At 55.1% G+C, this 23,570-nt stretch carries 27 protein-coding genes and 1 pseudogene; 9 read left to right on the top strand and 19 right to left on the bottom strand.

The window, feature by feature from the left end; genetic code table 11:
* Nucleotides 1-80: 80 nt before the first annotated feature.
* The 4 genes from AC3WQH_RS19625 to AC3WQH_RS19610 all read right to left on the bottom strand — a co-directional run bounded on the left by AC3WQH_RS19625 (nt 81) and on the right by AC3WQH_RS19610 (nt 2,174).
* Nucleotides 81-272, bottom strand: a complete 192-nt coding sequence (locus tag AC3WQH_RS19625) for a hypothetical protein (protein ID WP_429776633.1) — start codon at nt 270-272, stop codon at nt 81-83.
* Nucleotides 269-952 (bottom strand): hypothetical protein, encoded by a 684-nt coding sequence (locus AC3WQH_RS19620; RefSeq protein ID WP_492332214.1) that lies wholly within the window; start codon nt 950-952, stop codon nt 269-271. Before AC3WQH_RS19620 ends, AC3WQH_RS19625 begins: the two co-directional genes overlap by 4 nt.
* The gene (locus AC3WQH_RS19615) at nt 936-1,367 is read right to left on the bottom strand and encodes a polysaccharide deacetylase family protein (protein WP_238503488.1); all 432 of its coding nucleotides are present in this window, start codon (nt 1,365-1,367) and stop codon (nt 936-938) included. The genes AC3WQH_RS19620 and AC3WQH_RS19615 overlap by 17 nt, the downstream gene beginning before the upstream one ends.
* A 309-nt stretch (nt 1,368-1,676) precedes the next feature.
* Nucleotides 1,677-2,174, bottom strand: coding sequence for a C40 family peptidase (locus tag AC3WQH_RS19610; protein WP_005828388.1), 498 nt, complete (start codon nt 2,172-2,174; stop codon nt 1,677-1,679).
* Nucleotides 2,175-2,628: 454 nt separating this feature from the next.
* Between AC3WQH_RS19610 and trmB the strand changes: the two genes are divergently transcribed.
* On the top strand, nt 2,629-3,273 hold the full coding sequence (gene trmB / locus AC3WQH_RS19605; protein ID WP_005828387.1) for a tRNA (guanosine(46)-N7)-methyltransferase TrmB: 645 nt from the start codon (nt 2,629-2,631) through the stop codon (nt 3,271-3,273).
* A 419-nt stretch (nt 3,274-3,692) separates the two neighbouring features.
* Here the strand turns inward: trmB and AC3WQH_RS19600 are convergent.
* The 3 genes and pseudogenes from AC3WQH_RS19600 to AC3WQH_RS19590 form a co-directional block, all read right to left on the bottom strand.
* Nucleotides 3,693-3,962: pseudogene (locus tag AC3WQH_RS19600) on the bottom strand (response regulator); the annotation flags it as partial.
* Nucleotides 3,963-3,967: 5 nt separating this feature from the next.
* On the bottom strand, nt 3,968-4,429 hold the full coding sequence (locus AC3WQH_RS19595; protein WP_052006599.1) for a sensor histidine kinase: 462 nt from the start codon (nt 4,427-4,429) through the stop codon (nt 3,968-3,970).
* Nucleotides 4,414-4,716: a hypothetical protein gene (locus AC3WQH_RS19590; RefSeq protein WP_026557846.1), complete on the bottom strand. Its 303-nt coding sequence runs from the start codon at nt 4,714-4,716 to the stop codon at nt 4,414-4,416. The genes AC3WQH_RS19595 and AC3WQH_RS19590 overlap by 16 nt, the downstream gene beginning before the upstream one ends.
* 170 nt (nt 4,717-4,886) lie before the next feature.
* On the opposite strand from AC3WQH_RS19590, the gene AC3WQH_RS19585 reads away from it, so the two are divergent.
* Nucleotides 4,887-5,099, top strand: a complete 213-nt coding sequence (locus AC3WQH_RS19585) for a hypothetical protein (protein ID WP_025843870.1) — start codon at nt 4,887-4,889, stop codon at nt 5,097-5,099.
* A 51-nt stretch (nt 5,100-5,150) separates the two neighbouring features.
* Here AC3WQH_RS19585 and AC3WQH_RS19580 read toward each other — a convergent pair whose 3' ends face one another.
* Together AC3WQH_RS19580 and AC3WQH_RS19575 are read right to left on the bottom strand one after the other, a co-directional pair.
* Entirely contained in the window at nt 5,151-6,017 is an 867-nt protein-coding gene (locus AC3WQH_RS19580) for an ABC transporter permease (protein WP_007787288.1), read from the bottom strand.
* Entirely contained in the window at nt 5,989-6,351 is a 363-nt protein-coding gene (locus AC3WQH_RS19575) for a hypothetical protein (protein ID WP_005828383.1), read from the bottom strand. The genes AC3WQH_RS19580 and AC3WQH_RS19575 overlap by 29 nt, the downstream gene beginning before the upstream one ends.
* Here AC3WQH_RS19575 and AC3WQH_RS19570 point away from each other — a divergent pair.
* Complete coding sequence (locus AC3WQH_RS19570; RefSeq protein ID WP_241764824.1) at nt 6,335-7,018, top strand: L,D-transpeptidase; 684 nt, start codon at nt 6,335-6,337, stop codon at nt 7,016-7,018. The genes AC3WQH_RS19575 and AC3WQH_RS19570 overlap by 17 nt on opposite strands.
* A 183-nt stretch (nt 7,019-7,201) precedes the next feature.
* Here AC3WQH_RS19570 and AC3WQH_RS19565 read toward each other — a convergent pair whose 3' ends face one another.
* From AC3WQH_RS19565 to tkt, 3 genes are all read right to left on the bottom strand, one after another.
* The gene (locus tag AC3WQH_RS19565; protein WP_005836536.1) at nt 7,202-7,552 is read right to left on the bottom strand and encodes a hypothetical protein; all 351 of its coding nucleotides are present in this window, start codon (nt 7,550-7,552) and stop codon (nt 7,202-7,204) included.
* 96 nt (nt 7,553-7,648) lie between these two features.
* Nucleotides 7,649-10,216 carry a transglycosylase domain-containing protein gene (locus tag AC3WQH_RS19560; RefSeq protein WP_005836537.1) on the bottom strand — a complete coding sequence of 856 codons (2,568 nt, stop codon included), beginning with the start codon at nt 10,214-10,216 and terminating at the stop codon, nt 7,649-7,651.
* A 174-nt stretch (nt 10,217-10,390) separates the two neighbouring features.
* Nucleotides 10,391-12,397, bottom strand: a complete 2,007-nt coding sequence (tkt, locus tag AC3WQH_RS19555) for a transketolase (RefSeq protein ID WP_290426109.1) — start codon at nt 12,395-12,397, stop codon at nt 10,391-10,393.
* A 129-nt stretch (nt 12,398-12,526) separates the two neighbouring features.
* On the opposite strand from tkt, the gene AC3WQH_RS19550 reads away from it, so the two are divergent.
* Both AC3WQH_RS19550 and AC3WQH_RS19545 read left to right on the top strand, forming a co-directional pair.
* The gene (locus AC3WQH_RS19550) at nt 12,527-12,682 is read left to right on the top strand and encodes a hypothetical protein (protein WP_005836541.1); all 156 of its coding nucleotides are present in this window, start codon (nt 12,527-12,529) and stop codon (nt 12,680-12,682) included.
* A gap of 17 nt (nt 12,683-12,699) precedes the next feature.
* Nucleotides 12,700-13,158 (top strand): NUDIX hydrolase, encoded by a 459-nt coding sequence (locus AC3WQH_RS19545; protein ID WP_005836543.1) that lies wholly within the window; start codon nt 12,700-12,702, stop codon nt 13,156-13,158.
* A gap of 32 nt (nt 13,159-13,190) precedes the next feature.
* On the opposite strand, the gene AC3WQH_RS19540 is transcribed toward AC3WQH_RS19545, so the two are convergent.
* The 3 genes from AC3WQH_RS19540 to AC3WQH_RS19530 form a co-directional block, all read right to left on the bottom strand.
* Complete coding sequence (locus tag AC3WQH_RS19540; RefSeq protein ID WP_290426108.1) at nt 13,191-13,817, bottom strand: DedA family protein; 627 nt, start codon at nt 13,815-13,817, stop codon at nt 13,191-13,193.
* A gap of 236 nt (nt 13,818-14,053) precedes the next feature.
* Nucleotides 14,054-14,260 carry a YqgQ family protein gene (locus AC3WQH_RS19535; RefSeq protein ID WP_005836548.1) on the bottom strand — a complete coding sequence of 69 codons (207 nt, stop codon included), beginning with the start codon at nt 14,258-14,260 and terminating at the stop codon, nt 14,054-14,056.
* The gene (locus tag AC3WQH_RS19530; protein ID WP_005836550.1) at nt 14,257-14,655 is read right to left on the bottom strand and encodes a hypothetical protein; all 399 of its coding nucleotides are present in this window, start codon (nt 14,653-14,655) and stop codon (nt 14,257-14,259) included. The genes AC3WQH_RS19535 and AC3WQH_RS19530 overlap by 4 nt, the downstream gene beginning before the upstream one ends.
* 182 nt (nt 14,656-14,837) lie before the next feature.
* On the opposite strand from AC3WQH_RS19530, the gene AC3WQH_RS19525 reads away from it, so the two are divergent.
* Entirely contained in the window at nt 14,838-16,019 is a 1,182-nt protein-coding gene (locus AC3WQH_RS19525; protein ID WP_005836552.1) for an MFS transporter, read from the top strand.
* A 117-nt stretch (nt 16,020-16,136) separates the two neighbouring features.
* Here AC3WQH_RS19525 and abc-f read toward each other — a convergent pair whose 3' ends face one another.
* The 4 genes from abc-f to AC3WQH_RS19505 all read right to left on the bottom strand — a co-directional run bounded on the left by abc-f (nt 16,137) and on the right by AC3WQH_RS19505 (nt 20,829).
* Nucleotides 16,137-18,086 carry a ribosomal protection-like ABC-F family protein gene (gene abc-f, locus AC3WQH_RS19520; RefSeq protein ID WP_007778966.1) on the bottom strand — a complete coding sequence of 650 codons (1,950 nt, stop codon included), beginning with the start codon at nt 18,084-18,086 and terminating at the stop codon, nt 16,137-16,139.
* 456 nt (nt 18,087-18,542) lie between these two features.
* The gene (locus AC3WQH_RS19515; RefSeq protein WP_026557839.1) at nt 18,543-19,328 is read right to left on the bottom strand and encodes a stalk domain-containing protein; all 786 of its coding nucleotides are present in this window, start codon (nt 19,326-19,328) and stop codon (nt 18,543-18,545) included.
* A gap of 144 nt (nt 19,329-19,472) precedes the next feature.
* Nucleotides 19,473-20,411, bottom strand: a complete 939-nt coding sequence (locus tag AC3WQH_RS19510) for an AEC family transporter (RefSeq protein WP_005836557.1) — start codon at nt 20,409-20,411, stop codon at nt 19,473-19,475.
* 16 nt (nt 20,412-20,427) lie between these two features.
* Entirely contained in the window at nt 20,428-20,829 is a 402-nt protein-coding gene (locus AC3WQH_RS19505) for a hypothetical protein (RefSeq protein ID WP_005836559.1), read from the bottom strand.
* Between the two features lie 319 nt (nt 20,830-21,148).
* On the opposite strand from AC3WQH_RS19505, the gene AC3WQH_RS19500 reads away from it, so the two are divergent.
* The 3 genes from AC3WQH_RS19500 (at nt 21,149) to AC3WQH_RS19490 (ending at nt 23,558) form a co-directional block, all read left to right on the top strand.
* Entirely contained in the window at nt 21,149-21,967 is an 819-nt protein-coding gene (locus AC3WQH_RS19500) for an amino acid ABC transporter substrate-binding protein (protein ID WP_025843860.1), read from the top strand.
* Between the two features lie 78 nt (nt 21,968-22,045).
* Nucleotides 22,046-22,876, top strand: coding sequence for an amino acid ABC transporter substrate-binding protein (locus tag AC3WQH_RS19495; protein WP_005836563.1), 831 nt, complete (start codon nt 22,046-22,048; stop codon nt 22,874-22,876).
* A complete protein-coding gene (locus tag AC3WQH_RS19490) occupies nt 22,863-23,558 on the top strand; it encodes an amino acid ABC transporter permease (RefSeq protein ID WP_025843858.1) in 696 nt (231 codons plus the stop codon). Before AC3WQH_RS19495 ends, AC3WQH_RS19490 begins: the two co-directional genes overlap by 14 nt.
* The last annotated feature ends 12 nt before the right edge of the window (nt 23,559-23,570 follow it).

Here is a 23,570-nt window from a genome sequence, read left to right as displayed (position 1 = left end):
TGATCCATGAAGCGCTCGCTTTTGTCAGCTCCAGCGCCTGCTGCTCCGTGAGCGCGGTCACCTCGCCTGTCTCCGCCCAGTCAAACCCGCCAGCCGGAATACGCATTCCTGAACAGGATTGTCTCCTTGCCCGGCTCGCCAGCGGCCGGCGCAATCACGCTCACATCCGTAAAAACGGCATCGTATATGTCGTCTTTTTGGTTTTGCTCGCTATACCGCGATTCCAGGGCGATACCGCCGCTGTCTTGCGCCGTCTCCTGGCTGTCGATCACACCTGCTTGTCCACAGACACCGTCAGTCGCTTCCCGCTGAGCGCGATCTCCCGCAGCCGCGTATGCGAAATATTGACCGGATAGCCCGGGTCTTCTTTTGCCGCCCCTGCCTCTGTCTGGGCTTTGCTGTACACTGTCGCCTTGTCGTAGGCGAGGTCTTCCGGCTTCCAGTGGATCTCGCTCAATGTTGCCTTGGACAGCTCGACCAGCGGACGGCCTGCCTGCTTCTCTTCCAGCTTGAGCTCATTGTTTTCCAAAAGCAAGCGGACAAACGACTCTTTTTGGCGATCGTAGCGCAAGTAAATGGTTTGTCTGCCGACGACATTGCCCTCCAGCTTGGCTGACACGCGCACATCCCGGTACTTCTCGCTGTCGCGCAAATACAGCATGCCGCTTTCACCGGGCGGCGAAGTCAGCACGATGCTGTTGTCCCCAAATTCCTCCGCACCGCCCATTCGCTCCCACTTTGCCGCCTGCTGTTCGTCGCCCTGCACGAATTTGACCTTTTGCTGCGTATCCTTCTGAATTTTTATCAGCAAATGGTTCGTGTACCAGTAAAGAGCAGCCTGGACGCGCGTCAGGTTGTACAGGCTGTCCTCGGCGGTATTGCAGGCGTTGCCCTCTCTGTTGAAATGCATCGCAAACAGTTGTCGGATGTTGGCGTCATTCACATCGGACACGAGCCGGTTCATCCCCTGGTAGAGCGCGTTGGCGTGTATTATCATGTCCGCGCGCGACGATTTCTTTTGCCAGCTCCGGCTCTTCTGCGACCCGCATGCCAGGCAAAAAGAAAGTAGCCTTCAGATGATGCTTGTCCAGTTCATCCAAAAGCTTCTTCATCGTGTCGCTGTCTGTCATTCCATTGAAGGTGAGCGATAGCTCCCGCCTGGTGGTGTACACAAACGGAATCGCCTTGCTCTTTTCTCCTGTGGAGCGAATGGTGGTTGGGGCGACTTTGGATTTTGGTGTACCGTCGTCGGCTTTCCGTTCTTCCCCGAAAAAAGCGGCGCATCCGGTCAACAAAATCAGCACCATCATCAACGCGATCATGGCAAACGAGAAGTTTTTGCTTTTTTTGCCTCCACCTGTCTGCATCGGATTGCTCCTTTTTTCCGTTCTCCATCAAGGTTTTCTCCTAGCTTATCCGTCATCCATACTACTCCTTGTACACGCAAACTGCTATTGATAAATCAAGGCAATTGCCCATGCTTCTGCTGTTGCGCGAAGCGAATCGGGCATGCTAAAAAAGAGGCGTTCCCCCGGCGCTTGGACAGCAAAAAAGGACGATCCGACTGGACCGCCCTCCTGTTTGCCTGCTTCGCTTTTTCCAAGATTTTCTTGCTCCTATCTCGCAACGAACAGCGCTGTGAGACGTATGAATAAGTAGAGAGATTCGAAATAACGCTACAGGACGCGACGCGCCGAGACAAAGCGCTTCTCCCAGGATGTGCCTTTAAAACCTGTAAAAGTCACACCGGGTTGCCCGTAGGTATGTAGTAGCTTGTTGTTGCCAGCGTAAATCGCTACGTGGGTAATCCGCTTGGACTTCGTCGTTGTGCTCGCCTTGAAGAAGACCAGATCCCCTTTTTTCAGGTTGGCTTTGGACACACTGATTCCTTTTTTCGCCTGGTCGCGCGACGTTCGCGGCAAGCTCTTGCCTACTGCCACGCGAAAAACGCGTTGCGTGAAAGAAGAGCAGTCAAAGACGGCTGTCGTATTTTTGCTTGCGCCGAATTTATAAGGTGTACCCAAATATTTTTTCCCAGTGGCAATAACCTTGTCCGCTTTTGCTTGCGACCAAGCAGCATGAGCTACATTTTCTCCAGGCATCGGCATGGCAATCGCAGTTACGCCAAGTGTCAAGCCCATTACAATTCCGATGAGGGTTTTTCGCAGTTTCATGTTGTTCATCCTCCCTTTTGACAGAACACGCTTCTACGAAATCGTTTCGGTAGAAGCTTACTTTATGCAAAGTTTGGCTGACCTCTCACTTGTTCTCTACTTTACCAAAGCTGTTGCCCGGTGAAATTACCAAAAACTTGGCAAAAACCGCTTGGGCAAATGGATACGATTACCGCTTGACGCGCTCAAGCCCGATATCATGGGCATTCCTCAAATTTTCAGTTTATTTTCTTACCAAAATGTTCCTCGCAATTTGACCAATTATATCCAGTGCCAAGCGTCTACTTCCCGCATAACATGCGACTTATGGCCTAGTTCCTCTTGCAAAAAGTTCCTGTTCTCGCGATTTTCGCTGGGGAAGAAACTGGATTCTCTCTACTCTTCCTTCTCTATGCTTGCAACCTGCAGGGAGTCAGCGTAAAGTAGAAAAGAGTTCGTTTTAAGGAGGCACATCATGCGACTGCGTAACATTCCAGGTGCCGAAGCGGCCCTGCGAGAATATCCGACGTTTGTGGACAATCCCCTTTCCTATAAAGGAAGCTGGAAAGAACGCTTCGGAAATGACAATCCGATCCACGTGGAGATCGGCTGTGGAAAAGGACGCTTCATTAATACATTGGCACAGCGTCACCCTGATATTAATTTCATTGCTGTCGAGCTGAAAGCGGAGGTCGTGTTGCGCGCCTTGCAGCGGACAGAGTACAAGCCGATTCCGAATCTGGCCTTTGTCCAGTTTGACGCTTCCAAGCTGACCGAGCTGTTTGCCGATCACGAGATTGCCCGCATCTATCTGAACTTCAGCGATCCGTGGCCCAAGACACGCCACGCCAAACGCCGTCTCACCCATCCTCGCTTCCTGAACAACTATCGTCAGGTGCTTGCCGAGGACGGAGAGATTCATCTGAAGACAGACAATGAAAAGCTCTTTGAGTTTTCGCTCAATCAGTTCGCTGCCGAGCGCTTCCAGATGCGCAACATCACTTTTGACCTGCATCAGTCGAAGCTCGCAGAGGAGAACGTCATGACGGAGTACGAAGAGCGCTTTTCTTCCCGCGGACAGCGTATTTATCGGGTAGAGGCAAGCTGCATCATTAAATAGAAGAAACGCGCCTTTTGGACAAGGCACATGCCTCCACGTGAACACGCTATCGGAATCGTTCGTGCTTACGTGGAGTTTTTTCGACCTTCCAGCAAAGGATTGAGATCAACAGATGAATAGCATGATGAAGCCTTTCATGAATGGAACACCAACTTGTTATTCACCCGGTTGCGCATGACCTCGCTGTTTCTGCTCATGTGCTATCCTTTTTTTCTGTATGCCGATCTGGTCTTGCTCAAAGACGTCGGCGATCCTCTCTTTTGCTATACGTTGACGGGCATACACACCGCCGGCTTTCTTCTATCAATCGTCTTCCTGTTGATTTACAAAAGGGTTCGGCAGCAGGAAACGTTTATGCGCTCCTTTTGGCCGACTTTCTTGTCCTTGTGTACGTCGCTTGTTATATCGGCGGGGGTGCCCTGTCTTCCCTGAACAGCCATGATGCAGTCGCACACGGGAAACTCTTCCTTCATCACCGACAAAAAATCAAGCCCGTCCATGTCCGGAAAATAAATGTCCAAAAGCACCAGGTCCGGCTGCAATAGCTCCAACTGGTCCCGCGCCTCCTGTCCATTGGTGGCAATGCCTACAACCTCGTAGCCCTCCACTTTTTCCACAAATCGTCGGTTCACCTCGGCGATTCTGAGGTCGTCCTCGACAATCAGTACCCGTATGTTGCTCCCCGCCATGCTTTTCAACGCTGCTCTCTCTCCTTCATGTCTGCGACGTGCGAGCTTCTTTTCGGAAGCGTCACGGTAAAAATCGTTCCGCCCGACGGATTGCCTGTATGCGTAATATTGCCGTGCAGCTCCGCGACCGCCTGTTGCACCAGATGCAGGCCGTAGCCGTGATTCGGTTTCGCTTTGGTCGAAAACCCCAGCTCGAATACCCGTTCGGCGTTTTCGCGCGAGATGCCTGGCCCGCGATCTTCCACCTCGATCAGCAGCACTTCCTCCATGTCCAACAAAAAAATCGTAACCTCCTGCGCAAACGCCCCCGGCGACAAAACGGCGTCCATCGCATTATCGAGCAAATTGCCCAAAATGACAATCAGTTGCGCCCGGTCAATCGCGGCGGGAATGTCGCGGAAGTTGCTGTCCGGGTCGATTTTCAGCTCGATTTTGCGTTCGTTGGCCTGGTTCAGCTTGCCGAGCAAGCAAGCAGCATCGTGCAAGCAACGCCCAACAGCAGCGTAACGATCCCCACCACGACAATCCGGTCGCGGTACGATTCGATCGTCTCGTCAATATCTGCCAGCAAAAAGCCGACAGACACGACTCCCATCACTTGCCCTGCGTCATTATAGATCGGCGTCTGTCCCCGCAGCCCCGGTCCGAGCGAACCGACTGTCTCGGAGATGATCGAGTTTCCCGCGAACACCGCCTCGTTATCGCCGCCCACCATCTGCTTCCCGATTTCCTCCTTGGAAGAATGCGCTTTCATTTTGTGCTGTCATTATAGCAATCTTCGTAAAAGTCCGAATAGAATTTGCGCATAAACAGTTTTACCCGCATTGTTTTCATTAACGTCATAAAATTTACGAACATCGTGTCCACTCGTCCCGTTGCATGTTACAATAAGACAACCTATATTTTCCTAAACTGGAGGTTTTCATGCTTAACGTCGGTGTTTCTGCCATCCCGCTCTTGATAATGTTGCTGTTTTACGGTCTAATCATTTATTTGATTTTCAGCCTGATCCGCTTCATGAAAAACAAGACCTCGCTGGACCGCGAACGAAATGAAAAGCTGGACCAATTGATCCAGCTTCTGCAAGAACAAGAACAAAAAACGGCCCAGGCCCGCTCGGAGACAGACCGCAACTAACTCCAACGCCAGGCTGCCTTTGCCCGAGCTGTCCGGCTCGGGCTGTTCCCGTTACACATCGCGCTTTCCGAACAAGCGGACAGCCAGCGCCAACATCACCGCTCCGTAAATAACAGTGTAAAAAAGCATCGCGTCGCTCGGCGGAGACATGGTGCCGAATATGCCTTGGGTCGCAAAGGACAGCGGATCGTCTGCCGTGTCAAACAGCACAACAGTCGCTTGCCTGAACAGCGAGTCGGTCGGAAACAGCAGACTGGAAATAATGCCGATGTTGATGAGCGCGTCTTGTCCGATGATCGACCCGATCTGCTCGACAAACCCGCCGATAAAGCTGATCCCGTACAAAATAATCAGGACGATTCCGCCTGTCACCGTCGTCGTCACACTGCTGAGCAAAAGAGACACGCAGACCAGAATGACGGGCATCAGGACAAAATAGCCCAGGGAGGACAACACTTGCTGGGCGCTCACGTCTGCGGCCAGTACGCCTCCGCCCACCCACTGATTGATCCCGAGGATGCCCAAAAACATCAGGATGGCGTAGAGGATGAGCATGCTCGAAAGCCCGCCGAATTTGCCGAGCACGTATTTGTGCCGCGGCAGCGCCCGGGCGAGCCACGTATCAATCTGGTGGCTCTCCACTTCAGACGCAATGCTGCCGACGCTGCTTAAAATCGCGAGCAGCGCGGTAATGAAGGAGCCGAAGTACAAGCCCATGCCGAGCAGTTGGGTGGAGAAAAAGTTTTTTTGCATCAGCACGTCGGTCGCGCTGCCTCCCAGCTCACGGCCCAGCTCCCGCGCCGCAAACCAGGTCGCCACGCCAAACAGCAGCAGGAAGGCAAGCGACATCATCATCGTAATCGTAAAAATCCGCTTGGAGAGCATCTCCCTATACGTGATTTTCATGATCGGCCACATGCGCTTCCCCCTCCTTCTTTTGCACCCAGTACAAAAATACTTCCTCCAGCGACTGCTGCTTTTGCACAACCCCATGCACCGCGACGCCTCTGGCGATCAACGCCTGCAAAAGCTCCGGCACCCGATTGTCCCGATCCAGCGTCAGCAGCCACGTAGAGCGGTCAGCGTCTTGTCTGTGCAGCCGCCGGTCAGTGACGAAGGCCGGCAGTTCTTCGCTCGCGGCAAAGCTCGCCGCCTCTACGGTCAGCTCAATCTGAGGAGCGACGCTGGCAGCCGCGAGAGGCGATCTGGCAGTCGAGCAGCAAACGTTGCAGCATGTGCTGACATTGCGCAACGCCCTCTATCGCTACTACCAGCAAAAAGGGACTCTCCCTGCCAGTCTGGCGGATTTGGCGGGCAGCTATCCCGGCAACTATTTGCCGCAGGTTCCGCTCCCGCCAAAGCGGCTGCTGCTGAAAAGCTACCCGTACCATCCGCACGCTTTTCAGAGCGGATCGGCATGGGCGAGCCTGCGCGACGTCCTGCCGCTGCCAGGCTATCCGGAGCCGCTGTCGCCGCTCGCCCCTCTCCAGGTCCGGCTTTCGCAAAAGTCGCATACGCTGCAACTGGTCAGCGGTACGCATCTCGTCCGCAGCTATCCGGCAGCGATCGGCAAAAACGACTCGACACCCGAGGGCTACTACACGATTTTGCAAAAGATCAACCAACCGCGCGGCCACGACAACATTTACGGAACACGCGGTCTGGTGTTTCAAGGCAACGGCTACGCCATCCACGGAACCAACCACCCCGAGAGCATCGGAACGTCCGTCTCGCTCGGCTGTGTCCGGCTGTTCAATGCCGCCGTGGAGGAGCTGTACACCTTTGTCTCGCTGGGCACGGAATTTATCATCTCGAATGCCCCCGTACCCGCCCAGCCGTGGAGCAACCCGGCTCTCTTCATCCTTCCGGCGGGACCCGAGGAAGAGACGCCCAACGTCATATACACCTGGCTGCATTAATCTCCCTATGAAAAGACGAACCAGTATCATCGCTGGTTACGTGGCGATTCCATCCAAAAAAACGCGATGACCGCTTTGCTCGCGGCAAGCGGTCATCGCCATGTTTTTGCCCGGCGGCAAACCTCGTTTTCCACTGAAAAAAGCGCGCCCCGCCATCGGGAACGCGCCTTATTTTTTATGGCCTTATTTTTCTTCTTCCAACTGACTGATCGTTTCTTCCTGTTCTTCTTCCGGATTCCAGTAATCGAGCACTTTTCCTTGCAGAACTTTGCCTTTGACAAATTCCACCTGCTGCTCGCTAAAATCCTCTGTCCAATCGACGCCCAATTCCTCAGCCAGCCGCACGACAGTCAGCAGCTCTGACCAGGCGACGTAACGTTTGTACCAGAAAAACTGTGGCTGCTCGTTCATATATGGGTAAAGGTCGTCAAAATCGGTATGTTTACAGTCGAGAGCTCGCTCAAAATTCACTTTGGCTCGGCGTAATTGGTCCTTGAAAAAAGTGGGCAAATCTCTTTGTGCGAAGTCAGACATGGACTGTCCCCCCTGTCTCCCGATTTACTGGTATTGTACCACGCGAAAGAAGATGTGCAAATAGTTGAATCTGTCGAGTTGTCTATCCTATGCTACTCAACCGCCATTCGTTCCATTGGGATCAGTCTGTTGCTGAGCGCCATCTACAGGCTGTGCCGGCTGCTGATTGCCGCCTGTAGAACCGCCTGATTGCCCGTTGCCCGGATTGGCGATGTCTGGCGGGATTTCGCCAGCATTTCCCGGGTTTCCTGGATTGCCTTGATTTCCCTGGCCTCCGTTCGGATCTTGGCCGCCTGGTTGGCCGCCGTTGCCCGGATTGTTGTTGCCGCCAAAGTTCGGCGGGAACTGGATCGTGCCGTCGCCGTTGTCGGTTCCTGTTCCGTCCGGGTTTTGCTCCTGGCTGTTGCCGTCCTCGTGATGGCCATCTCCTGCATTAATCAAGTTTTCCAGGTTTTGCGAGTTAATGCTCGTAATCGGCGAAGGCGTCTGCTCCTCGCCCTGGGCGTTGCGCGGAACGACGACATAGCGGTACTCGTTCGGATTATCCAGCGCATCGACGAACGTCGTGTCCTTCAATCCCGCCGCGATCAGCTCGCGCTCGCCATTTTGCTTGACGCGGTACACATCGTATGTGTAATCAGGCGCTCCGCCAATCCAGCTCAAGACGACTTTCAACTGGTTGTTGTCGAGTGTCAGGTCTGCCGCCAGTTGCAGCGGTTGGGCTGCTTCTTCCTCCGGCTGTTCCTCCACTGCGCCATCCGGCCGCACGAAGTCTGTCGCCTTCACGCCCTTCAAGCCTGCTGCGAGCACCTTGGAGAACATTTGCGCGGTCAAGCTGCTGCCCTGGCGCATCAAGTGCTGTTTGTCCTCGGGGTCGAAGCCCATCCAGACGGCGCCGACGTATTCCGGCGTATAGCCGACGAACCAGGCATCCTTGTTCACGCTGCTGTCCCCGGCGATCGACTGGGTCGTACCCGTTTTTCCGGCAACGTGGCGACCGGAGATGCGGGCCGCTTTCCCCGTCCCTTCCTGAACCGCTCTTTCCAACATGGTGTGAACAGCCCAAGCCGCTTTCGGCTTCAGTACTTCGGTCTGTTTGCCTTCGTACTCCCGGACGACACCTTCGCTCTTGTTTTCGATTTTCGTGATCGTGTGCGCCTCGGACATGACCCCGCCGTTGACAAAAGCGGTATAGGCTTGCGCCATTTTCAGCGGAGACGTCCCTTTGCTGAGACCTCCGAGCGCAATCGCCAGGTTACGGTCCTCCGGCGCCAGCTCGATGCCGAATTTTTGCAAGTAATCGATGCCTGTTTGGACGCCGATCTCATTCAACAGCCAAACCGCCGGCACGTTGAGGGAATCGATCAACGCGCGGTTCATGCTTACGGAATCGCTGTATTTGTTGTTGTAGTTGCGAGGCTCGTAGCCGTTAAAGCTCTGCTTTTTGTTGCTGAGCGAAGAATTTGGCCCCCACTTGCTGTCTGAGTCAATCGCTGGCGCGTACACAGCCAGCGGCTTGAAGCTGGAGCCCGGCTGACGCTTCATGTCTGTCGCGTAGTTGAAGCCTTTTGCCGCGTAGTTGCGGCCGCCCATCATCCCGGCGATGCCGCCGTTTTTCGCATCCACGACGATCATGGCCGATTCGACGCCGCGCTTCGCCCCGTCTTTCGGGAAGTTTTTCGCGTTGGCATACTCGGCGATCATGGCATCCTGCACTTTCGGATCAAACGTCGTGTACACTTGCCAGCCGCCACGGTACAGCTCTTCCTCTGTCACGCCGTACTTGGCGTCCGCTTCCTCTACCATATGGTCGAAAAAGGCGCGGTAGCCTTTTTTCAGGCTGGCTCCGGCTACTTCCGTCGGTTCGGTTGGCAGCGGCTCTGCCTGCGCTTCGTTTTTTTGCGCTTCGGTAATGATGCCCTGCTCATACATCAGGCGAATGACGGTATCCCGGCGCAGCTTCGCCTTTTCCGGGTCGTTGAACGGCGAATAAGTCGTCGGCGCTTTCGGAATCGCCGCCAGCATCGCTGCTTTGGCAATGGTGAATTCGTCATCGCTGACAGAGTGTCCGAAGTAGTAGTTGGACGCATCCTCGACGCCGAACTCCCCTTCGCCCAAATAGACGCGGTTTAAGTACATTTCCAAAATCTGATCCTTCGAATATCGGCGCTCCAGTCCGATCGCGATACTCATCTCTTTCGTCTTGCGCCAAAACGTTTGGTCCAGGGTGAGAAATACGTTGCGGGCTAGCTGTTGGGTAATCGTGCTTCCCCCTTCAGCCAGTGAACCTTTTTTAATGTCATTGATAATGGCTCCGCCGATCCGGATCATGTCGACGCCCTTGTGCTCGAAAAAGCGTTTGTCCTCGACGGCGAGGAACGCGTTAATCAAAATTTTCGGCATCTCGTTGATCGGCTTGTATTCACGGTTTTTTTGACGAATCAGGCTCGTCATCTCTTCGCCGTTTTTGTCGTATATGACGGTTGGTTCTGTTTTCAAATCTTTCAGCTTCTGTTCGTTTTCCGCAATCATCCGGTCTCCCGCATACAACAGGGAGAAGTATCCCCCAATGACGCTCAAGATGAGAAAGACTGCGAATCCTACGGCAATCATCAGCAAGTTGTTTTTCTTCTTCCTGACTTTCTTCTTGGCCTTTGTTGCCATTTCTTACCTCCTGGTTTTCTCTCTCCCCCGCATCTTATATAGACGGATGCTTTTGAAAAAAGTTTCTTCCTTTTGGTTTTGGCACGTGTCTATCATTCCATACTGATTCCCATTTGTCACTGGAAAAGCCTATCTCCCGAGAGAGATAGGCTTTTTTTACGGAGCAAAAACCATTTATTTGAGCAGCTCTTCTGCTGTTGCGACCACATTTTCCACCGTAAAGCCGTACTCGCGCATAATGCGCTCGCCTGGTGCGGATGCGCCGAACTGGTTGATCGCGATGACTTTGCCGCCATCCCCGGCGTAACGCTCCCAGCCCATCGGAGAGCCCATTTCCACGGCTACCCGTGCTTTTACCGTTGGCGGAATGACCGCATCGCGGTATTCTTTCGGCTGGCGCTCGAACAGGTTCCAGCTCGGCATGGACACGACGCGCGCTTCGATTCCGCGGGAGAGCAGCTCTTCGCGGGCTTGCATCACCAGAGACACCTCGGAGCCGGTAGCCAGCAGGATGAGCTGCGGGTTGCCGCTTGGCGCATCCGCCAGTACGTAAGCGCCTTTGGTCACGCCTTCTGCCGCTTTTTCGATCGTCTCAGGCAGGACTGGCAAGTTTTGGCGAGTCAGCACCAGAACGACTGGCTCGTCTGTGCGGGATACCGCGTATTTCCACGCTTCGTTCGTCTCCACCGCATCTGCCGGACGCAAAATGGTCAGTCCCGGCATCGCGCGCAAGGAAGCGAGCTGCTCGATCGGCTCGTGCGTCGGACCGTCTTCGCCGACCGCGATGGAGTCGTGCGTGAACACGTACACCACTGGCTGTTTCATCAGGGCAGAGAGACGGATCGCCGGACGCAGGTAGTCCGAGAAGACGAAGAACGTACCGCCGTACACTTTCACGCCGCCGTGCAAAGCCATCCCGTTGAGGGCTGCCCCCATGGCGAACTCGCGAACGCCGAACCAGATGTTGCGGCCCTCGTAGGAGCCTGGCAGGAAGTTGCCCGCTTCTTTGATGACGGTGTTGTTGGAATGAGCCAGGTCAGCGGAACCGCCGAGGAAGAACGGAACGGTTTTCGCCAGCGCGTTGATCGCGTTGCCGGAAGCTACGCGAGTCGCCAGTTTGGCTCCTGCTTCGTACACAGGCATGTTCGCATCCCAGCCTGCCGGCAGGTGGCCTTCCTGTGCTGTCGCGAATTGCGCAGCCAGCTCTGGGTACGCCTTGGCGTAAGCCGCAAACTTGTCGCGCCACGCGGCTTCCGCTTTTTCGCCCGCTTCTGCCAGGCTTGCGTAGAAGTCAGCTACTTCCTGCGGCACGTGGAATTCGTTTTCATGCGTCCACGCGTAGTTCGCTTTTGTCAGCTTCACTTCGTCCTTGCCGAGCGGTGCGCCGTGGGAAGCGCTGGAGCCGCCTTTGTTCGGGCTGCCGTAGCCGATGACGGTTTTGACTTCGATCAAGGTAGGACGGTCGAGATCTGTTTTCGCTTCTGCAATTGCAGCTTCGATCGCTGCCAGATCGTTTCCGTCTTCTACGCGCAAGTATTGCCAGCCGTATGCCTGGTAGCGTGCCGCCACGTTTTCCGAGAAGGAACGGGACAGCTCGCCGTCCAGGGAGATATCGTTCGAATCGTAGAGCACGATCATTTTGCCGAGCTTCAGGTGAGCCGCCAGGGAGGAAGCCTCGCTGGACACGCCTTCCATCAGGTCGCCGTCGCCGCAAATGACGTAGGTGTAGTGGTTGACGATGTCAAAGTTGTCGCGGTTGTAAACAGCCGCCATATGTTTTTCCGCCATGGCCATCCCGACAGCCATCGCGATTCCTTGTCCCAGCGGTCCGGTCGTCGCATCAACACCAGCCGTATGCCCAAACTCCGGGTGGCCTGGCGTCTTGCTGCCCCACTGGCGGAAGTTATGTAGGTCTTCCAGCGAAACATCGTATTTCATCAAATGCAACATCGAGTATAATAGCATAGAGCCATGTCCTGCAGACAGGACAAAACGGTCGCGGTCCATCCACTGCGGATTGCTAGGGTTGACCTTCATGAAACGGCTCCACAGAACATGAGCCATAGGGGCAGCGCCCATCGGCATTCCCGGGTGGCCGGAATTGGCCTTTTCGATGGCATCAATCGCCAACGTGCGGATGGTGTTAATGGATAGCTGATCGACAGACGTATGCTGAGTCATCTCGCGAAATCCTCCCTGTGCTTTTCTATAAGTCAATACGTAGTATCGGGTAAAACACACTGTGCCATTATAACACAGTTCAAAGTCAGATTCATGCTTGCTTTCATAGAATAAGGAGGTCTTTTTCGAATGTCTTCTACCATCTACCTCATCATTGGCATCGTGCTGGCAATCGCCGGGTTCGGCATGCTGTTTGCCGCCATGAGCAGCTCGCCCGTCCTGAAAAAGAACAGGGAAAAACGGCGCAGACAAGCTGCGGAAAATCATCGTCCAGAGGAAGGCTGAGAAAAGGAGCTGCGCTTATGCGAACCCATTTTACCATGCCGGTTGCCGTGCATCTTTTTCTCGTGAGAGGCAACGAGATTTTGCTGCTGCGCCGCTACAATACAGGCTATGAGGACGGAAATTACAGCGTCCCGGCCGGACATCTGGATGGAAACGAGGAAGTCAAGACAGCGGCCATCCGCGAAGCCCGGGAAGAGTGCGGCATCGAGATTGCTCCCTCTGCCCTCTCGCTCGTCGGCGTCATGCACAGGCGCTCCACCGACGAGCGAATCGACTTTTTTGTCGCCGCCACAAGCTGGCAGGGCGAGATCGTGAACGCCGAACCGGACAAATGCGACGAGCTGGTCTGGGCGGACCTCGACCAGTTGCCGGACAACGTCATTCCGTATGTCAGACAGGCGATTGCCAATTACAGGCGGAACAAGTGGTTTGACAGCTTCGGCTGGGAGCTGCCCGCGGCGCCTTCCCCAACATGAAAAAGAGCCGGCTGTCCTGGGCGTTTTCCCTCTCAGGCAGTCGGCTCCTTTTGCAATTCTCCCCTGTGCTTCGCGCTTGTGGCTCCCATCCAAAGCTTCATTCGCATGTACTGGCGAATCGTGATGTAGGAGACGGCGGCCACAACTGCCGTCACCAACGTAATTTTCCTGTACTGGTACACTCCTGCCAACAGCGCGTCCAACTCGTCCGGGAACCAGTAGCCCATGAGAAAATAATGAAGGGTCCAGACGAACGTGCTGGGCAAAAAAAACAGCAAAAGCTGGCGCAGCGGCAACCGATACAAGCCCGCAGCAAAAGGAACGAGGTAGCGAACCACCGGGATAAAAACGCTGATCGCCAGTACCCAGCCTACATATTCCCGCTCCCTTTGCCCAAGTCCCCATCCCGGGCGCAGGCGGGCAGCCCAGCGGCGGCCGAACAGCCGGGCCAGAGCAGGTGCGCCCATCCATGCTCCGGCGATGTAGCTCGCCGCCACTCCGATGAGCGCCGCCAAAAAAACGGCTGCGTACACAACGGAAAAAGCCGCATCCTCATGCGCGATCTTTGCGCCCAGGCTCATCACCGAAACTTCATCGGGAACGAGCTGCCGTAAAAGTTCTTTCCATAATTCCCGCAAAAACGTTGCGCAGTCTGTCATCGCCACCGCCGCTCCTTCTCTCCATCCTGCTCTCTATGCTACAGGGTAAACCTTTCTAAAATGGAGAGAATGCCTTACGTTTTTGGAAAGGATTTATGAAGAATTTCTTAAGAAAGCGGTCGCGGCTGCGTCCAGCCATTGGCGAAGCCTGATCTGCACAAAAAAACGCGCTTATCACCGCCGCATCCTAAGAGCGGCAGATAAACACGCCTCGTTCCGGTTTTTCTTTTTTTCGGTTAGCGGCCGTCCAGCGCCTTGCGCTTGCTGCGCACGGCTGACATGGCCTCCATAAACTCTTCTTTTTCAATGACATTCAATTCGTACAGCTCGCGAATCTCGTCCTCTATCAAGAGCAGATCCCCCTCCGGGTCTCCCGTGTAGATGAACAAACCGAAGCGGTGCAGAAACGCCTTTAAATCGAACTCATTGGGGTTCGCTTTCAATGGGCTCCCTCCAGATCGATTTCCATCCTCGCGAGGACGGCATCGTAGTCAAACTCGACAGCAAAGCCGGTAATGACGATGATCTTCGCATGCGGATACGCTTCCTGCCACGCCTCCTCCTCTTCAGGCTTCAATCCGACAATGTACAGCGGATCTTTGGAAAGCTGGGGATGTCCCTGGCACAGACGCAAAAATTCGCGGCATCTGTCCTGCTCCTGTGCCGCATTCAAGACGAGGACCGCGCGCGTCACCTCATTCGACTCCCGTTGCCCGGCGATCAGCTCAAACGTTTTCGCTGTAGGCACGATCGCATTCACCTCAGGAAAGCGGTCGAGAACTTCATCCAGCCAGTCATCTTCATGCCAGGCCAGGTAGTACAGCATTGCAGTAGACATGTGACAAACACCTCATGGATATATACTGGACAACTTGCAAAACGATTCTTGTTTCTTTTCCATTATAGCACGCTATCGGCAATGCTGCCCACGCCGCTCGCTTGACTTCGACACTTCGTTCACGTAAGGTGGAAAATGCAAGCAAATAGTAGCTGATATTTGTGTGAAACGAGGTAAATGTTGTGAATAAGAAGTACCTGGCCCTCTTGTTCTTCATCGCCTTTTTGACCATGCTCGGGTTTGGCATCATCATTCCCATTCTCCCTTTCTTTGCAGAAAAACTGGGTGCGTCTTCCTTTCAAATCGGCGTTTTGTTCGCCAGCTACAACATCATGCAGCTATTGTTCGCACCTGTATGGGGAAGCCTCTCCGACCGGATCGGGCGAAAGCCGCTCGTCTCTTTTGGCCTTCTCGGCTTTGCCGTCACGTTTATCCTGTTTGGGATGGCGGACAGCTATGCGGAAATGCTCATGTACCGCATCCTGGGCGGCATCGTCTCCGCAGCGGCTCTGCCTACGGTAACAGCCATGGTCGCAGACCTGTTTCCGTCTGAAGAGCGGGCAAAAGGAATGGGCGTAGTCGGTGCCGGAATCGGCCTCAGCTTTGTGTTCGGCCCCGTCATTGGCGGCCTGCTCAGCGGGTACGGGTTTGCGATTCCGTTTTACGCTTCGGGAATCGTCGCGTTCGTTACGTTCCTCTTCATTCTTGTCGCCTTGCCGGAGAGCTTGCCCAAGGAAAAGCGGACGAGCCTGCAAAAAGAAGCAAGGGAAAACCCGTTCACTTCTCTGTTCGGTTCCCTGTCTTTGCTCTATGCGATCCTGTTTGTCGTCTCGTTCGCCTTTTCCGGGCTGGAGACGACCTTTGCACTGTTCATCAGCGATCTGTACGGCTTTACGTCCAAAGACCTCGGCTACATGTTCCTCGTCATGGGCATTATCGCGGCCTTGGTGCAGGGCGGCCTGATCGGCAGGCTGGTCAAGCAGTTCGGGGAAGCCTCTGTGCTTGCGCTGGGGATGATCTTTTACGGCATCGGCTTTTTCGCGATTCCGCTGTCCGGCAACTTTTGGGCGCTGGCCTTGATTTTGTCCTTGTTCGGGGCTGGACAAGGCATGATCCGGGCAACCGCTACCGCGATGATTACGCAGCGCACTACGCAAGGGCAAGGCGTGACCAGCGGGGCGATCAGCTCGATGGACAGCCTCGGACGGATTTTGGGTCCACTGGCAGGGGGCGCGGTCTACCAATTTTCCCACAGCGGACCGTTTTTTCTCGGCGGCGTCCTGATGGTGCTGATTCTGCTCTGGTTTTTCGGCAGCTATCGGCGGCTGCCCGACCCGGAGCCGACCATGCAAACCTCGAATTAAGCAAAAGCCCGTATGCGCGGCAAACGCCAAAGGCAGCGGAAGTCCCGGACTGTTTTCTCGTCCGCGGCCTCCGCTGCCTTTTGGTTTGCTCTAGCTCCAGGCAAAAGCGAGTTGCGCCTATGCTTCCTGCATTTGCATCCAGGCGAAGTACGACTCATCCAGTTCGGCTTGCACCTGCTCGATTTGCTTTTGCCACTCCGCCAGTTGCTGGTAGTCCGCCCCTGCCTCCAGAAGCAGCCTGTTCAAGCGCTCTTTTTGCTCCTCCAGTCTGGCAATGCGCGCTTCCAGCTCGGACAGCTTGTAGGCATTGGGGCGTTTTGTCTGTGCGCAAGCGGGCGCGCCTGCCGAAGACGGTTTGCTTTCTGCCGCTGGCCGCTCTGGCTTGGTCCCTTTGCCGCGCGATTCCTCCGCGAGCCTGTCAGCCCGCGCTGCGCTGCGCCGCTTCTGCTTTTCGCGCGCTTCCTCATAGTTGCCGACGTCGTGCACAAGCTGTCGGTCCTCCACCCAAAAGACGCCGTCGACCATTTTTTGCAAAAAATAGCGGTCGTGGGAGACGATGAACAAGGAGCCGTGAAAATCAGCGAGCGCTTCCTCAAGCGTTTCCCGCGCTTCGATATCGAGATGGTTGGTCGGTTCGTCCAGGATGAGCAGGTTGATGTCCTGGTGCATGAGCTGGGCCAGGCGCAGCCGCATGCGCTCGCCGCCGCTCAACTGGCTGATCCGCTTGAAGACATGCTCGCCGTAAAACAGAAACCGCGCCAGCAAATGCCTCGCTTCTGCCTCCGTCACCTTCGCCACGTCGCGGAACGCGTCGATCAGCCGCTGGTTTTGGTCCCCTTCCAGCGCTTGCTGCGAAAGATAACCGACCTTGACGCTGCTGCCCAGTTTGAGCGTGCCCGCATCCGGCTCGATCTCGCCCAACAGCATGCGGATCAGCGTCGATTTTCCGCAGCCGTTCGGCCCGAGCAACGCCTTTCGCTCCCCGAAGCGCAAAAGCAGGCTGGCGTCGGAAAACAACGGCTTGCCCCCGTACGCTTTGTGCACGCCTTTTACGATCAGCACATCCTGGCCGCTCCGGTCGGTCTTATTGAACTGCAAGCCCATCCGGTCGGCTTCCATTTTCGGCCGCTCGATCCGCTCGATCCGCGCCAGCGCCTTTTCCATGCTCTTCGCCCGGCGGTGAAACGCTTCGTTCGGCGGGTTGGAGCGGTTACCCCACTCTTTGAGCCGCTTGATCGTCTCCTTCATCTTTTTGATTTTTTTCTGCTGCTCCTGATAGGCGGCAAACTGCCGCAGCAAGCGCTCCTCCCGTTCGGCGGCAAAAGCGCTGTAGTTGCCGATGTAGTACTCCGCTTCCCCGCCGTCGACATGGTAGATCGACGTCACGACGGCATCCAGGAAGTAGCGGTCGTGGGAAATAATCAACACCGTTCCCGGATAGCTCTGCAAAAATTGCTCCAGCCACTCCATCGCTTCCACATCGAGGTGGTTGGTCGGCTCGTCGAGCAGCAGGACGTCGCTTTTTTGGCACAAAAGCTTGGCCAGCCCCGCCTTCGTCTTTTCGCCCCCGCTAAGCTGGGCAAAAGGCGTCGCCAAAAGCTCCGCGCTGACGCCTAAGCCTTGCGTCACCTGCGCCATGCGCGTCTCCCACTGGTAGCCTTCCAACTGCTCAAACTCGTCCTGCAGCTTCTGGTAGCGCTGCATCAGCCGATTCAACTCGGCCTCGTTTTCGTAGAGCAGGGCCATCTGCCCTTCCAGCTCGCGCATCTGCTCTTGAATGTGACGCACATCGGCAAACGCGCTTGCCACCACATCCTCGCCCGTCCAGTCTGCCGGGTAGTGCGGAGACTGCGGCAAGTATGCCCATACCGTTCCTTTGGCGCGGTACAACTCGCCCGCATCCGGGCTTTCGATTCCGGCCAGCAGCTTGAACAAGGTCGTTTTCCCCGCTCCGTTCGGCCCGACGATCCCTACCCGCTCGCCCGCCTTTATTTCCAGTGTAACGCCTTGCAGAACCGGATCGGCTCCGTACGATTTTTCCAATTGTGTAGTCGCGACGATAATCATGAGTTCATTTCCTCCTTGGTTAGTGATAACGGTTTAAAATAATGGACTTCCTTGGCTGGCCCCGGCCGACTTTTGCCCCCGCGCTTGCCCGCGAACAGGCAAAAATGGACGCAAAAAAGCCGCAGGCCATTACCTGCGGCATCGTAAGGGGAGCCACTCGCCAGCGCAAAACGCCGCGCGAGTCAGTCACCCATTATGAACAAGAACAAACCGTCCCTGGTCGATGCATGGTACGCCTGTGGAAACTCCGTTCAGTTGTATGCGCAAAAATGGGCAGACTGGTCCCGTTGAAAGAAAAATCATGCGTCATACTGGAAGTTTCTACCACAAACCATGCCTGAACGGTTCCGAACACGTACATACACCTCCATTCCCAAGGATTAGGTAAATCTTATCCACCATCATATACCAGCTTCACGCGAAAAACAAGCGCCAAAACGCTGCTTGGGAAAACGCCTACTGCCCTTGCGCCTGACCCTCGAACAGCGGCTTGTTCGTATCCGCGTCTATAAACGAGATCGTCGTGTACGGTGGGAGCTTCACTTTTGCCGTCAAATACGGGTAGGCGATCACTTGCGGATACATCATCCCCGGCGCAGGCTCTGTCTGCTTGACGTACACAAAAAGCTGCTCCCATTTTTGCTCGACCTTTGTAACTTGCAAGCCATAGCCGGGATGGGGAGCCTGGCCGCGGGCAATGACGTACAAGTCTCCCCGCTGATGGACGCCCCGCTTTCCTTTGACCGACTCGATGAAGTCCTGCTCTTCTTTGCTCAACTGTTTTTCGTCCACGAGGACAAATGCATCGTTTTGCGCTTTCGACACGATTTCCACCGCCTTTTTCTCCTCATTCCAGGCAATCTCATGCCCTGCCTGCTCCACGAGCCAGCGCAGCGGCACGTACACCTCTTTGCCGCGGACGAGCGCAGCCTCGCCGCCTGCTACCGGCTTGCCGTCCACCGTCACTGTTTCCGCGTCCAACTGGAACACAATCGTCCGCTCGCCCAGCTTCAACTGCCCTTTTTGTCCGTCGAGCGTCCAGGCCGCTTGCAGTAAGCTGGCTGCGTCCGCGGCAGACACGTATGTTTTCTGCTGCTGGAGAATCGCCTGCTTTTGCAGAGCCGCAGCTTTTCCATCTACCAAAACCGTCGCCGTTTGCGTACCGCCCGTTGCCGCGAGCGCCGGGGCCACGGCAAAAAGCTGGAGGCTCAGCGCAACGGCCATCCATGTCTTTCCTCTCATCTTTGTTCCTCCATTCCATTGCTGTCGGATTGTTTCTATCTTGTTAGACTTTCGGTTGTTCTTATTCGTTTCAGTGCTTGCGCCTAAAAAAAAGCGGCCTGCCATCTGCGGCAGGACCGGAGCTTTTCCTGGCGCAAGCACGCTTTAGTGCAACAGCCAGTTTCCCATCAGCACGACGGCTGGAATCGTCAATAGCGCCAGCAGTGTGGAAAACACCGTCGTCATCGCGCCCATTTCCTCGTCGGCCTTGTACCGCCCGAACAGAATCGAGGCGAGCGTCAACGTAGGCATCGCCACCTGCACGAGCGTGACGCTGACGATATCGCTGTCCAGCGAAAAGGTCGACAGCAGCAAGGCCGTCAGCAGCGGAAAGACGAACAGCTTGAAGGCCAGCGGCATCCCGAGCAGCGGGAGGGACACTTGCGGCTTGTTGCGCAAAAACAGCGGAAGCAGCATCCCGATGTACATCATGGCGAGCGGCGAAGCCAGCTTCGCGAGCGTGCCGAACAGATGCTTGACCGGCTCTGGCGGGGCAAAGCCGACCAGGGCGGAGCCAAGTCCGAATACAATCGCAATCATCGGAATGTTGACAAGCGTCTTCAGCCCTTTCAGCGAAAACGAGCCTTTTTCCTGCAGCATCATGACGCCAACCGTCCAGAGCACGACGTCTACGCCAGCGTCAAAGATCGCCGCCAGCAAGGCGCCTTTTGGCCCGAACAAGGCGGCGCACAGCGGAAGCCCGATGAAGCCGGTGTTGCCAAGCCCGGACAAAATCGCGATTTCCCGCCGCTTTTTCGCAGGCAACGGCAGCGTCCTGGCCCCCGCCCAACCGAGAAAAATGCCCAGACAGTTCAGGACGATCGAAATGACGAATATTGCAAAAATTTGAATCAAAAGCTGATGGTCGATTTGCGTCTGAAAAATTCCGTCCAAAATGATACACGGCATCGCCACGTTGATAATGATCGTAATGACAAGCTGACGGGAATCGGCCGTCAGCGGCTGGCGGTAACCGATCAGGCTACCGATGCCGATAATGACGGCCATGATGAGAACGGATTGCTGCAACGTTTGAAATTCCATCGCCCGCTTCCCCCGCCTACATTTCTACTGGCAGCCATTGCAGTTCTTGTGGCTCGCCTTTGTCGCAAGTTCGGAGCACATCGCCGCACAGCGGGACAGCCTTCTCCAGCGGGATGCACCAGGAGAGCGGAAACACCGCCTCGCCGCCTTCAATGACGAGCGACGCCATCACCGCGCTCTGCTCGCCCGTGGTCAACACAAAATGCTGCTCGCCCGGCTCGTGTTCCTTCCATTGAACCAGCACCTTGCCTTTGTTTCCGCCAGCCACCACCAGATCCACATGGTCGCCGTAAGCCGCATGCACGAGCGTCCGGTTCACGCCGTCCAACTGCGCAATTTCCCGCAATACTTCATGCCAGGCTACGTGTTTTTGCTCCGTTCCGCTTGCATCCGTGTACATACGCCAGTCGTTTAACATGCTGATTGACTCCTTTTATCGGTTCGTTGTTGTCCCATCTATTTCACCGCTTTTTCTCCATAAAAAAAGCAGGCAAACTCCCAAGGTCGTACTCATTGTACGCTATGTGCGCCCACAACCTCAACCACTACTTGCACAATAAGCGGCTCTCATTCGCACATAGCCCCGGGGCAATTGGAGAATCCTGAAAAGGAACCGTTTGCGCAAAAACCAATTCATAGTAACCGAATCGGATTTAGCATTTTTATGATTGACAAAGCCCGATGAGCCTACTACTATGAATCCATGAAATTCGATCAACATAAAGGGGATTATCATCATGAAAAAAGTCATTTTCTCTACTCTGCTCTCTTGCCTGTTGTTGGGACTCGTTGGCTGCAGCAGCTCCGGCGCGCCTTCCCAATCCGATAATGCAACGCCGCCAGCAGCGTCGCAAAACCTGCTGGAAAAAGTCAAAGCGGAGAAAAAGCTCGTCATCGGAACGGAAGGTACATACTCGCCGTTTACGTACCATGACCAGTCCGGCAAACTGACCGGATACGATGTCGAGGTCGTGACCGAAGTCGCCAAGCGCCTTGGCGTCGAGCCGGTGTTTCAGGAAACCCAGTGGGATGCCATGTTCGCCGGACTGGATTCCAAACGCTTTGACGTGATTGCCAACCAGGTAGGGATTCGCCCAGACCGCCAGGAAAAATACGATTTTTCCAAGCCGTACACGATCTCCCGCGCCGTTCTCGTCACCCATAAGGACAATACGGCTGTAAAAGGCTTCGCTGACATCAAAGGCTTGAAGGCCGGCCAGTCCATGACCAGCAACTACGCCGACCTCGCCCGTTCGCACGGAGCGGAGATCGTCGCCGTCGACAACTTCAACCAGGCGATTGACCTGATCGCACAAAAACGCGTCGACGTCGTCATCAACGACAACCTGTCCGTGCTCGACTTCCTGAAGCAAAAGCCGGACACGCCAATTCAGATCGTGACCAAAAACGAAGAAGGCCAGCCGACCGCGTTCATGTTCCGCAAGGGCAGCACAGAGCTGGTGGACGCGATCAACAAGGTGCTCGATGACATGCACCAGGACGGCACGCTGAAATCCATCTCCGAAAAATGGTTCGGCGAAGACATCACCAAGTAAACGTTCGTTGACAAAATTGTCCGTCCCTTTTAGCATGTTCCTATCAAAAAAACATATCGGTTTAGTGGGGGTTCCTTTATGAAAAAACTATTGTTTTCCGTTCTCGCATCTACCTTACTGGTCGCTTTGACAGGCTGCGGCTCCTCTTCTTCCCAAGCGCCACAAAACAACGCAGCACCAGCAGCGAGCGAAGAGAAAAAAGAGCAAAACTTGCTGGAAAAAGTAAAAGCGGACGGAAAAATCTTGATCGGGACCGAGGGCACTTACGCTCCGTTCACCTTCCACGACCAATCTGGCAAGCTGACCGGCTATGACGTAGAAGTCGTAACGGAAGTCGCCAAGCGCATCGGCGTCGAGCCTGTGTTCCAGGAAACCCAGTGGGACGCCATGTTCGCCGGACTCGATTCCAAGCGCTTTGACGTCGTGGCGAACCAGGTGGGAATCCGCCCGGACCGTCAGGAAAAATACGATTTCTCCAATGCGTACACCGTTTCGACGGCCGTTCTTGTGACCCACAAGGACAACACGACCGTCAAAGGCTTTGAAGATATCAAAGGCTTGAAAGCGGCACAGACGCTGACGAGCAACCTCACGGACATCGCGAAGAAAAACGGCGCAGAAATCGTCGGGGTAGAAGGCTTCAACCAGGCGATCGACCTGCTCACTTCCAAGCGTGTCGACATCACGATCAACGACGGCCTGTCGCTGTTGGACTTCCTCAAGCAAAAGCCGGATACGCCGATCAAAATTGTCGCCAAAGATCCGAACGTCGCGAAAAACGGGTTCCTCTTCCGCAAAGGCAGCACAGAGCTGGTTGACGCGTTCAACAAAGCGCTGGATGATATGACGAAAGACGGTACCCTCGCAAAAATTTCCGAGAAATGGTTTGGTGCAGATGTTTCTAAGTAACTTCTTTGACAACCCGGAACGCCTGAACCGATGGATGGATATTGCGCAAAGCTCCTTTCTGCCTCTTTTGAAAGGAGCCTTGCTCTATTCTTTGACGCTTGCCATCGTTTCTTTTTTCTTCGGCCTGATTATCGCTGTTTTAACCGCTTTGGCCCGCCTGTCCGGCATCAAGCCACTGGTGGGCATCGCCCGTTTTTATGTATCGCTCATTCGCGGGACGCCGCTCTTGGTGCAACTGTTCATCATTTTCTTCGGCTTGCCGAGCGTCGGCATCATGATCGACCCGTTCCCTTCTGCGATCATCGGCTTTTCGCTCAGCGTCGGCGCCTATTCTTCCGAAGTCGTGCGGGCTGCCATCCTGTCCATTCACAAAGGACAGTGGGAAGCGGCGTACTCGCTCGGGATGACCTACTGGCAGGCGCTGCGCCGGGTCGTGCTTCCCCAGGCAGCACGCGTCTCTGTTCCGCCCCTGTCCAACTCGTTCATCAGCCTGGTCAAAGATACGTCGCTGGCGGCGGCGATTCTCGTTCCCGAGATGTTTCGCAAGGCACAGGAGATCGTCGCCGCGACCTATGAGCCGCTGCTCGTCTATTCGGAGGCGGCGCTCATTTACTGGATGATTTGCTTCGTCCTCTCTTTCATCCAGGACCGGATTGAAAACAAGCTGGACCGCTACGTCTAAAAAGCAGGTGAA

The organism is Brevibacillus sp. FW301-21C12A (assembly GCF_058788915.1).
The sequence above is the reverse complement of the archived record's forward strand: the minus strand, read 5'-3'. Positions and strand labels throughout refer to the sequence as shown.